Source organism: Bacillus smithii, assembly GCF_001050115.1.
Lineage (GTDB): Bacteria > Bacillota > Bacilli > Bacillales > DSM-4216 > Bacillus_O > Bacillus_O smithii.
On sequence record NZ_CP012024.1, the window covers coordinates 889,377 to 900,218 of the forward strand.

The following is a 10,842-nucleotide window of genomic DNA, read 5'->3' on the forward strand; positions in this document are numbered from 1 at the left end:
AAGCACTGCAGCTATCAGAGCAATATAAGCAGTATGCCTTTTACGCAGATCATAAAGGACAGGAAGAGGTCAAAGTGCAGCAAACTCTCCCTAAATGTCCATTTGATTAATGCGGGGATCACGCTGACAGAAGTTTTACTAATGGAAGAGGTGATTGAAAACATGAAATTGACGATCATCGGCCCGTGGGGCGGATATCCAAAAGCGAATGAAGCGAGTTCAGGTTATTTATTGCAGCAAAGCGGATTCAATCTTTTAATCGATTGCGGAAGCAGCGTCCTATCTTTTTTACAAAACCATATAGAGCCAGAAAATTTGGATGCCGTGCTGATTTCCCATTATCATGCTGACCATGTAGCGGATATCGGTGTACTGCAGCATGCTTTACTTATTAGGAAATACTTCAATAAAGAAATCAAGACGCTTCCTATCTATGGCCATCATGAAAGTAAAGACTATCGATCATTAACGTATAAAGACATCACAAAAGGTTCGGTGATTGACGAAAACAGTGAACTTTCCATCGGCCCTTTTTCCGTAAGTTTTTTAAAAACACGTCACCCTGTTCCTTGTTATGCGATGAAAATAGCATCAGATGAAGGCACATTGGTTTATACGGCTGATTCCGCTTATCAAGAAGCATTTGTGGACTTTGCGAAAGATTGCGACCTGCTTTTATGTGAAAGTAATTTGTTTAGCGGAATGAACGGAAATCAGGCCGGACATATGACAAGTACTGAAGCAGGAAGGTTGGCAGCACAATCGGGGGCGAAAAAACTAGTGTTGACCCACTTGCCACAGTACGGCAGTTTGCATCAGTTAAAAGAAGAGGCTGAAAGTGAATTTAATGGACCGGTCATATTGGCAGAAAAAGATTTGCAAATAATGGTTAAAAAGTGACAAAATCCAGTTCGCCCAGTCTTGTTTCTGAAAATTTTACGTTGATTTTGATCTATTTTTGATCATTTTAGGGAATGAAAAACATATGAAAGAATGAGAAGGAGTATATTGATAAAAAAGTTTTTCTGATCAGTTTTAAAACCGTGCGGAATTTGAATTTTGTGATAGTCGTGATGGCAAAGTTTCAAACTCTTGCTGAGCGTTTGTAATTGTTGTTCTTCCTTCATGTTTAACGCTTGTTTTCGCCTGTGATGTGGCGAGCGGATGATTCGAGTTCTGGAAAAAGAAAATTTGAGCTTTACGGCTAATGAATGGTTTAGGAAAAAACTTGCAAGGATGATGATTTGTTTTTTTCATACTATAAAGAATGAAGAGGTGCTGATTTCATTTTAAATGGAAGGAAGGGCTTTTCCATGACTTATGACTGCATTATTATTGGCGGAGGCATTGCTGGTCTGCAGGCGGCCATTCAACTAGGACGCTATCAACATCGTGTGTTGGTCATTGACGCTGATCAAGGCCGCTCCGTATTATGCCGCAGCTTTCATAACCTTTTAGGCTGGCCCGATGGTGTCAGCGGACGGACATTGCGAACCATTGGAAGAAATCAAGCGGAAAAATTAGGAATCGAATTTCGGAAGGGATGGGTAGTCGATGCCCGTTCTGAGTCGGATGAATTTCTGTTGTTTTGTGATGATGGTTCGTCTTTTCGAGCCAAAAGGCTTCTTTTTGCTACCGGTGTCATGGATCGTCTTCCTCCGTTTCCTAATATCATTCCTTGTTTAGGAATCAGCGCTTATATATGCCCGGACTGCGATGGTTTTGAAGTAAAAGGGCAGCGAGTGATTGTGATGGGGTCAGGAGATGCTGGAGCCAACTTAGCGTTGGCGCTTACTTATTTTACCACTGATATTTTCTACGTTGACCATGAACAGGCAGGCATCAGCCAACGTGTGATGGAAAAGCTAAGACATAAGAATATCCATTATGTGCCGGTGCCGATAAAAGAGGTATTGGCCGATGGTTCCCAATTTAAAGGTGTTCATCTTATGAATGGAGGATGGATTCCGGCGGGACGGTGCTTTCTTGGATTCGGCGGAAATGAAGTTCGTTCAGCCTTAGCTGAAAAATTAGGGGTACAACTTCATAAAAATCGGCATATTCTCACTGATCCGCGCACAAAAATGACTAATGTCAAATATGTTTGGGCGGCAGGCGATGTAACGGTTCATTCCGAGCAAACCGCCATTGCGATGGGAGACGGGATCCAAGCAGCCATTTGGATTCATAAAAGCTTGATTTCAAATGTGCTGGAGAATATGCATTAAATACAGATGATTTCGTATTATTTGTTTGAAATATTGCGGTGTAATGGTTTTAAAAAACTTTTCCCTTCAGGAGGATGTATTCATTCGTTCGCACAGCAGAGAAGTACGAGGATCGAATCATGACTTTCGATTGGGAGACTATTTAGGGAGGTTTGACCTCCGTTTCTATCTTGATTTTTACCAAAAAAAGAACATAATGGATAAGAATGTGTTCTATTTCATCGATTCTAACTTAGCATCTGTTTGTTGTGGACTATTCGTGGGATTGATTATTTGAATCGAGATGCACGGCTACTTTCCAATAACCGGAAAAAAGGCTTTTACTTTGCTTTTTTCTGTTTGAGGCTTTTTTGCAAGAATGCAGGCAAGAAAGTTCATGATAAAACTTTTGCTGTACATATGTTGTATGGAAGAGCCGGTGATAACAGCTGGGATTCTGTTTTTTCTTGCTCTATAGAAAATAATGGTCCACACTTTTCATGAGAACCTTTTTTCCGATAAAATAAAAATGGTATTGGAAAAAGAAAAATCAAAGAAAGATAGATTGTGTATGTTCTAGAATTGGAGGCGAATCAGATGGATTTCGTTAAATACGAGCAAGAAGGCTCCATTGCGTACATTACTTTTAATCGTCCTGAAGAATCCAATTCCTTAAATGAAGAGATGTTGAAGGATTTGGAGCAATATTTGGATGAAATTCGTGTGCGTACCGATATTTCCATCGTGGTTTTACAAGGAGAAGGTGAGCAAGCTTTTTGTACAGGAGTCGATTGGGGCGAAGAAGCTCTTTATTCAGATGAACAGAAAAGAAAATTTCAAAATAAAATCCGAGAAGTGCTGTTGAAGGTGGAGGAACTTCCTCAGCCAACTATTGCGGCCATTAACGGAGCGGCTTTTGATGAAGGTTTTGATTTGATTCTCGCATGTGATTTCCGTTTTGCTTCAAGACATGCCGAAATTGGCTTTAATCAAAAGAACCCTGGAACGATTCCTTATGCAGGAGCTGTCCGCAGGCTTCCTAAACTGATTGGGGAAGGCAAGGCTTTAGAACTGATTTTAACAACTAAAATTTTAAATGCCCATGATGCTTATGCATATGGATTATTGACAAGGGTATCACCCCCTGAAAAGCTTTTCGAACGGGTGAAGGACTTCGCAGAAGAACTTTCCATTTTCAAGGCGGACGAGCTTCGGAAAATTAAGGCGGCTGTGAAAAACGGTGGTCACCCGAATCTTTTTTAAAATATCGTCCATTCTTTTATTAAACTGGTAAAATCGCATACTTGCGGTTTTACCTTTTTCTTATAGGTCTGAAACGGCGCCGTCATGGAACCTATCCAGTGTTTGGGGCGGTAATGGGCATGTGCTTTTTGTTTTATGAAAGGCAAGAAAGTGATTATTTGTTTGACCATTATCCCATGAATAGATCATGGGGGATTTTTCTTGAAAGAGCCATGCTTCTTTCCGTTAAGAGGAACGGTAAAATGTTTTTGTCCTATTTTACAACGAAAATTTGGGAAGAGTTGTGCAAAGAAATTGCTTGTTCTATTTTGAATGAATCCAAACTACACATAATAGTAAGGGACAAAGATAGGAAAGGGGGATGGGAGAGTTGAAAAAATGGGGTCTGTGGGCAATAGCTGCCTATCTATTGTTTGGCTTATGCATATATTATTACTTGTTTGTATTTGCCAACAGCAGTGTACCGGATATATATAAAGGAACGAGCGCCGATCCGGCGACATTTTTAAATTCTCGTGAATTAGTTCTAAGCGAGGAATATTCAAAAATTCGGGATTTGTTGTTCTTTTTGTCCACACCTTATGAATGGCTTCTTTATTTGTTTATTCTCATCTTTGGAGTTTCAACTGTTTTTGAAAAATGGGCCAATCAAGCATCCCGATTTCAGTTCGTTCGGAATGCTGTTTATTTATTCTGGTTATCTCTCCTCACATTTGTATTAATGTTTCCCATTCGATATTTGTCGTATCATTTTTCGAAAACCTATCATATCTCAGCTCAAGAATTCGGCGGATGGATGAAAGACAACGTGATCGATTTTTGGGTCAATTATTTGATCATGTTGGTATTAGTGACGATTTTGTATGGGCTCATGAAGCGGTTTCCCAAAAAATGGTGGCTTGCTTCTTGGATCTTATTTGTTCCGTTTACCTTTTTTTTAATGTACGTACAGCCGGTATGGATTGATCCTTTGTATAACCACTTTTATCCGATGAAAGACAAACAATTGGAATCTAAAATTTTGTCATTGGCTGATAAAGCCCATATTCCGGCGAATCATGTGTATGAAGTGGATATGTCGGAGAAAACTCATGCTTTAAATGCTTATGTGACGGGAGTAGGTTCTCATTCTCGGATTGTTTTATGGGATACGACTCTTCAAAAGCTGAATGACAATGAAATTTTGTTTATCATGGCTCATGAGATGTGCCATTATGTTGAAAAGCATATTTATTTTGGCATTGCCGGCTATTTGCTTCTCGCGTTCGTCGGTTTTTGGATTACAGCCAAATGGATGGCGCGATGGATTGATCGCCATGGCCAAAAGCTCCATATCCAATCGATCTCTCAATTAAGAACATTACCGCTCTTCTTGTTGATTATTTCCATATTGGTGTTTGCATCCAGTCCTATTTCCAATCTGGCTTCCAGGTATGAAGAAACGCGTGCGGACCGCTATGCAATCGAAATGACGAAAAATAAGGAAGCAGCCATAGAATCATTTCAGGAATTGACAAAATCGGGACTGAGCCAAGTGAATCCGCCGCTTCTGGTGAAAATTTTTCGTTATACCCATCCTACGATGCTTGAACGGATTCATATGGTGGAAACTTATCCAATAAAACAGAAATAATTTGGGACAGCCGGAAAAATGACAGTTCATGACCAAAGTAGAATGTGATAATTTATTCTAAAAGGATGAAGTTTATAGACAAGTCGCTAATCCCTTGGGTTTTGTTGTTGGTTACCAAGGGATTACATTTTTTCCGGATTTATTGTTTCTCTTTCTATAAAAACGAATGGCTAATGACTCGTTTCTATTCATGGCACTTGCATTCTCGTTCACAATGATTGTGGAATGTCGGTTTTTTACAAAAACAAGTGGGGGAAATGCTCAAAAAGGTTCCCGTATCTGTTAAGGATACGGGATATTTACCGTTTGTCCGGGGAAATCCTTATGATGATTATGAGTTGGTTTTACGTGAGGATTAATGTAGAGAAGTATCTTTTTAAATACCAAAGCGTTTTTCTAATTCAATCAATTTGGCGGAAAGTTCAAGGAAGGATTCTCGATCTCTTGCATCCAATGTTTTGTCGATTTCTTCCATCAGCTGTTTCTTTTCCTTGTTCAACAAGATTTCATTCAAAAGCATATCGATGTAAACATCAATCATATTCTCGTGGCTGAGTGGCGCTCCATTCGACTTCATCATCTCGGTATAAGATCTTTTACTTTCCATTTCGCTCACCTCGAATGCCTTTTTTTTATTATATGGAATTTGAGACAAATATTCAACTGAAATTTTATAATTTTTTGAAAAATTTTACCTGAAAAATGAAAAATCGGTGTTTTTTGAAAAGGAATGAGACATTCATTTGAAAAGATGGTATGCTAATCAAAAAATGGAAAAAGAAGAAAGGAGAAAATGGCTATGGAAAAGGAAAAGAAAAACAAAATGATGTTAGAATACGAGATCAATCCCTTAACTATGATCATCCTTCCGGCAGAATATGGACAAAAAGTGTATTCCAAAATTATGGAAGTAGAGGATGAATATATTTCAACGATGAAGCCTTTCGATGTCGTCAAAAGAAGCTGCAAGTACTATGGAGCGTCTTATTCAGGCAGGAGAGAAGGGACCCGACAATTAATCGGCATTACCCATAAAGCTCCGATCATTGTGGACCCGTTTCATGCGATTTATTTGTTTCCTACATTGTCTCCTGCAAAAAGCGACTGCATATGGATCAACCACGAACATGTGGCGGCTTATGACCGAGCTGATGCCTATGAAACATCCGTCACCTTCAGCAATGGAAAATCACTTCGTCTCCCCATCTCTAGAAGCTCCTTTGAATCACAGTTTATGCGTACCGCCATGCTGAGAATTCGTTTTGAACAAAGAATGCAGCATATTGAAAAAAAATATGGGATGAATGCAGACAAAAGAATGGCGTTAGAAGGCTATCACCCTTATCATTTCAGGTAAAAGAAGTCCAGAGTGGAACACTTTGTTCTTTGCTCCATTAAAAGTAAAAGGCATGTGCTGACGGAAAGGTTTATTCCTCAAAGGTGGACGAGTGATCCATTGCGAAATGTAAAGGAATAGGCCTTTCTTGCCAGCATGATCTTTCTTAAACACGGATCTTCCCTTTATGCGAAATAAGAGTTTGTTTTTATCCGTTTGATGGATTGGCTGAATTAGAGGGGTTATGATATCGTTCGAACAAGTAATATTTCATTAACTCTTCTACTTTATTGCGAAGTCTCGGATTAAAGTAATTATGATACTCTTCATAGCCGTTATATAAAAATACATACATCGTAAATAAATCATCTGATCGGACTTTTTCCGCTTTCATGCGGCGGTCCCGCATATATTTGCGGGTGTTCGCCAAATCTTTTTGTACCTCTTTTATCGTTTGGGCGATCCAATCTATATAAGGATTTCTCAGCTTAAAAGGGCTTTTTTCCACCACTTTTAGATCTCTATTTAAAACGGTTAAAAGCATAGGCAAATAAATAGCTTGTTCTAAAACATCACGGTCATCAGGAGGAATCCTTGTCATCTTTACTCTCCCCTAAAAGAACATTTGTTCGTATATATTTTACTGAGATGAAGCCATCATTTCAAGTATTCACGCCATGACTCTTTTCCATGCTTTTTAGGTGTAAATGTTTAAAATAAATGATCTCGTTATGATAAAATAATAAAGTCATCTTCTTTTTGTCCGGAAAATCTGCCGGATTTTTGATAATGAATGTGGAAAAATGATAGTGATAGGGGTTAACAGAGGATTGAATGAGAGGAAAAGGAATTAAATGGATTTTGAGACTCTGACAAATGGGTTTACACTTGAACACGTAATGGACTTAATCCGAAAATATCGTTCATTTGGGCCGATACCAGGAATTTTGCTTCCCATGATGGAGGCGTTTTTTCCGTTTTTGCCTCTGTTTTTATTTGTAATGGCCAACGCCAACGCTTTTGGTCTCTGGTTAGGATTTTTGTTTTCCTGGGTTGGAGCTGTTGCCGGCGCTTTGCTTGTTTTTGGATTGATCAGGAAATTCGGGCAAAGAAGAATGCTTCGCTTTCTGAAAAATCATCCGAAGGTAAGCAAATTGATGAACTGGCTGGAAAGACATGGGTTTGGCCCGCTCTTTTTATTGATGTGCTTTCCGTTTACGCCGTCTGCTCTCATCAATATAGTGGCCGGGCTTTCCAATATAAAAAAATACCAGTATTTCATAGCTGTAGTGGCTGGTAAAATGGTGATGATATTCACGATCAGCTTCATTGGCCATGATGTCGTTTCCCTTATTAAAAAGCCGCTTCGGACCGTGATCGTGGTGATCGTGATTTTTATCCTTTGGCTTGCAGGGAAATGGCTGGAATTGCGATTGAATGAAAAAGAACACAAAAAGGGAAAGCAACCTGGTACATAAAAAAGAAAAAAGGACTGTTCTCCTGCTTGAAAACGGATTTCAGTGGAGGACGGTCCTTTTCGTCATTGCATAAATCGTGTTGGAAAAACCAAACTAATTCCTGATATTTGCTACATATCAGGAGGGATGCAGGTGGGGCAAATAAAGCTGACAATGCCAGAAAAAATAAGCCTGATTCTCAAAATGGTGATTGGATCAGCCGTTTCATGGGAATCGGCCATTTTATTTGGTTCAAAATATCCTTATTTAGGACCGATTTCACTCATTCTTTGTTTACAAACGACGATCATGAAAACGATCCAATTTGGAATCGCTCGAATCGTCGGAACGATCATCGGGGCAGCGTCTGTTTTCATTCTCGCATCTTCTTTGCATGCGAATGCCTGGTCATTGGCTATTGTCATGCTGGTCAGTCTTGTCATCCCTCTCCTTTTAGGGGCTGATGGCATTATGCTGCACCAAATTGCACTAAGCGTACTGCTCGTTTTTGCATTTGAGCATAAGCTTGAGGGATATGGATTGGATCGAATCCGAGATTCCATCATTGGGGTAGCCGTGGCTCTGTTGCTGCAACAATTCTTCCATCCGCCTAATTTAACAAAAAAAGCAATGAAAGAAGTGGAAGAATTGCCTGAAATATTAGCGGATAAACTGAAATCCTTGGCAGTCTGGCTTGACGCAGGAGCCCTTTTCTTGTTGGAGTCTTCCCTCCGCAATTGGAATGACGGAAAAACAATAGCAAATATTGCATTTCATAAGAATTATGAGAACCTTTCAAATGAAAAATTTTACTTTCCGGCTATGTGGCATGCACAGCATCTACTCTCTGTTCTGAAACAACACCCGCTTGCCGCCTCTCTTTGAATCGGCTGGATACATGCTTTGACAACGGCTTTTAATTTCTCAGTAAGGTTTAGCTTAAACTGCTGTTTCATGACTGTGGATCGTATAGTAGCATTTGATCATAATCCGGAGTATAAAATCTATGTTGGTAGGAACAGAGAGCAAAAATGCATTGATTTCGTTTGGCTATTTCATTATCACCCCTTCGTGATTCCTTCTTCCATCCACGATTTTAGTCGTCCGTAAAACCTCAGGATCCTGCAGGCTCCGTTTTTTTTCTTAGACGGCACAACCAACACAATAAATTAGTTGTGCCTTTTCCATTTCTCTTCAATAGTGTTTAAATATTCATTTGGTTCTTTTTTGAATCTTCTTTGTTTTATATGCTCGCCAATACGTTGTTCCCATTTATTCGCTTCAGTTTTATATGCTGAATAATTAACATTTTTTATCATTTGTAGCCCTTCCTGTTCATTAGAGACATTTTCTACAAATACAATGTTTTCACCGTGTCGGATAATATATCGATTCCAAGTCCGACTACCTGTGATTCTTCGGTGTTTTTGCTTTATTCTTCTAAAAAAGAGTTCTAAATCATTATTCGTTCTCGGTATAAGTGGATAATCATAAAAGGTGAAAAGTCCTTTCCAAAATCCTTTACTATACTTTAATAGGTTCTCTACAAACGGTTGATCTTCTTTCCGATTAAGCTCTTTTTCCATTTGGTTTAAATATTGCTTCAATCTGTTTTCGACCCAAAAACTTGTTTTATTCTCAGAAGGTTCCATAATGGTGGCAATCCTTTTAAATCGTGTATCCCAACGTTTTACGAGTTGATAATCTTCCTTATAGTTATCCACATTTCTGACTATTCTGAACAAATTTTCAAGTAGAGGAGTCCCCTTTTTTATCCAGGCATTTTTCAATCGAATCTTTAATCGCATTCGTTCGTTCAAAAACACAAGTGCCTGGTAATTCGAATGGTGGCTTACCATCTTCTAGAAGAACGGATCGAATAGCCGCAATATAGTCACTTGCTACCTCTTCTTCTATGTTTTTAGATGGAGAATTTTCAATTTTTCTTTCAACTTCCCTTATTCCCCTTAGCTTCTTTTTGATATTCGTTTTTAGTTTTCTATCTTTTTCAACTAATGGTTTGGCTATGTCTTTAAAGTAATGAAACTGACAATATTGATACGGAATATCTGGAACTATTTGTTCAATTGCTAAACGAATGGATTGTTGCCCATCACTGATAAAACCTTGGATTGGATAACCCCAGTCTAAAATGGGTTGAATAATACCTATCAGTTCTTGAGAAGCACTGCTTTTTAAATTATGTGCAGCTAAAATAGTACCACTAAGAACTTCACGGATGACATACAATGTTTCGTTACCTTTTTCGGGTTGGACACCATCAATAGATAAGACAAGTCCTCCATGTTCTTTCACAATATTTTCTAATGTCTCTTTCATATTTTCTTTAACGCTTGCCCGCAGTAATAACGCATATCTTTCATAAAGTTTCTGTACTTGCCTCTCAGAAATTTTTACTTCTTTTTCCGATAAGATAGTAGCTATCTCAGATCGAGTCTTATGTTCTTTAAACCGTAAATATCCGATATATGCGATGACATCCATTCCATAAGTAATGTGCTTCATACTTAATTGTTCGGCTTCAGCTGAACGATATACGGTGTCATTAGAACAGGAGTTATTCTCACATCGGTATCCTAGATTTATGATTTTAAATTCACCTTTTAGGGTAGAAATTGTTTTTCTCCAAACAGGGTGACAGTATACTAATTTATTACCACATTCTGGACAATTAGTTATCTCGGGTCTAAAGTATTTTGATTCGATTGGATTTAATCTATTTTTGGTACGCATAAATAATCACCAACTTAAATAAAATTCAGGTCTATTATAACCTAAATTTAATGTTAGTGTTATTTATTCCGTCTAAGTTTTTTTTTGCAACCTCTTTTTGTACCAGTCATGCTGCAATATTCCCAGCAGCGCAAAAAATAACAAAATAACTGTATGCGTATGAGAATCGTTCTGTTTTTCCGCTCACAATAA

The 10,842-nt window shown here is 38.5% G+C and carries 11 protein-coding genes; 7 read left to right on the forward strand and 4 right to left on the reverse strand.

What is annotated here, in order from left to right; translation table 11 throughout:
- The first annotated feature begins 162 nt into the window (after positions 1 to 162).
- From BSM4216_RS04195 to BSM4216_RS04220, 4 genes are all read left to right on the forward strand, one after another.
- Positions 163 to 900, forward strand: coding sequence for an MBL fold metallo-hydrolase (locus BSM4216_RS04195; protein WP_048624390.1), 738 nt, complete (start codon positions 163 to 165; stop codon positions 898 to 900).
- 413 nt (positions 901 to 1,313) lie between these two features.
- Positions 1,314 to 2,228: an NAD(P)/FAD-dependent oxidoreductase gene (locus tag BSM4216_RS04200; RefSeq protein WP_048622842.1), complete on the forward strand. Its 915-nt coding sequence runs from the start codon at positions 1,314 to 1,316 to the stop codon at positions 2,226 to 2,228.
- A gap of 576 nt (positions 2,229 to 2,804) precedes the next feature.
- The gene (locus tag BSM4216_RS04210) at positions 2,805 to 3,470 is read left to right on the forward strand and encodes an enoyl-CoA hydratase-related protein (protein WP_048622844.1); all 666 of its coding nucleotides are present in this window, start codon (positions 2,805 to 2,807) and stop codon (positions 3,468 to 3,470) included.
- 361 nt (positions 3,471 to 3,831) lie between these two features.
- Complete coding sequence (locus tag BSM4216_RS04220) at positions 3,832 to 5,103, forward strand: M48 family metallopeptidase (RefSeq protein WP_048622846.1); 1,272 nt, start codon at positions 3,832 to 3,834, stop codon at positions 5,101 to 5,103.
- A gap of 376 nt (positions 5,104 to 5,479) precedes the next feature.
- Here the strand turns inward: BSM4216_RS04220 and BSM4216_RS04225 are convergent, their stop codons facing one another.
- On the reverse strand, positions 5,480 to 5,710 hold the full coding sequence (locus tag BSM4216_RS04225; RefSeq protein ID WP_048622847.1) for an IDEAL domain-containing protein: 231 nt from the start codon (positions 5,708 to 5,710) through the stop codon (positions 5,480 to 5,482).
- A 192-nt stretch (positions 5,711 to 5,902) separates the two neighbouring features.
- On the opposite strand from BSM4216_RS04225, the gene BSM4216_RS04230 reads away from it, so the two are divergent.
- Entirely contained in the window at positions 5,903 to 6,460 is a 558-nt protein-coding gene (locus BSM4216_RS04230; RefSeq protein WP_048622848.1) for a competence protein ComK, read from the forward strand.
- A 187-nt stretch (positions 6,461 to 6,647) separates the two neighbouring features.
- On the opposite strand, the gene BSM4216_RS04235 is transcribed toward BSM4216_RS04230, so the two are convergent.
- Positions 6,648 to 7,040, reverse strand: a complete 393-nt coding sequence (locus BSM4216_RS04235) for a YhjD family protein (RefSeq protein WP_048622849.1) — start codon at positions 7,038 to 7,040, stop codon at positions 6,648 to 6,650.
- Between the two features lie 253 nt (positions 7,041 to 7,293).
- On the opposite strand from BSM4216_RS04235, the gene BSM4216_RS04240 reads away from it, so the two are divergent.
- Together BSM4216_RS04240 and BSM4216_RS04245 are read left to right on the forward strand one after the other, a co-directional pair.
- Positions 7,294 to 7,917: a TVP38/TMEM64 family protein gene (locus BSM4216_RS04240; RefSeq protein ID WP_003353731.1), complete on the forward strand. Its 624-nt coding sequence runs from the start codon at positions 7,294 to 7,296 to the stop codon at positions 7,915 to 7,917.
- Between the two features lie 132 nt (positions 7,918 to 8,049).
- Positions 8,050 to 8,781, forward strand: a complete 732-nt coding sequence (locus tag BSM4216_RS04245) for an FUSC family protein (protein ID WP_048622850.1) — start codon at positions 8,050 to 8,052, stop codon at positions 8,779 to 8,781.
- A gap of 284 nt (positions 8,782 to 9,065) precedes the next feature.
- Here the strand turns inward: BSM4216_RS04245 and BSM4216_RS04250 are convergent, their stop codons facing one another.
- A complete protein-coding gene (locus tag BSM4216_RS04250; protein WP_156179199.1) occupies positions 9,066 to 9,548 on the reverse strand; it encodes a hypothetical protein in 483 nt (160 codons plus the stop codon).
- A gap of 97 nt (positions 9,549 to 9,645) precedes the next feature.
- The gene (locus BSM4216_RS04255; protein ID WP_156179197.1) at positions 9,646 to 10,650 is read right to left on the reverse strand and encodes a transposase; all 1,005 of its coding nucleotides are present in this window, start codon (positions 10,648 to 10,650) and stop codon (positions 9,646 to 9,648) included.
- Between the last annotated feature and the right edge of the window lie 192 nt (positions 10,651 to 10,842).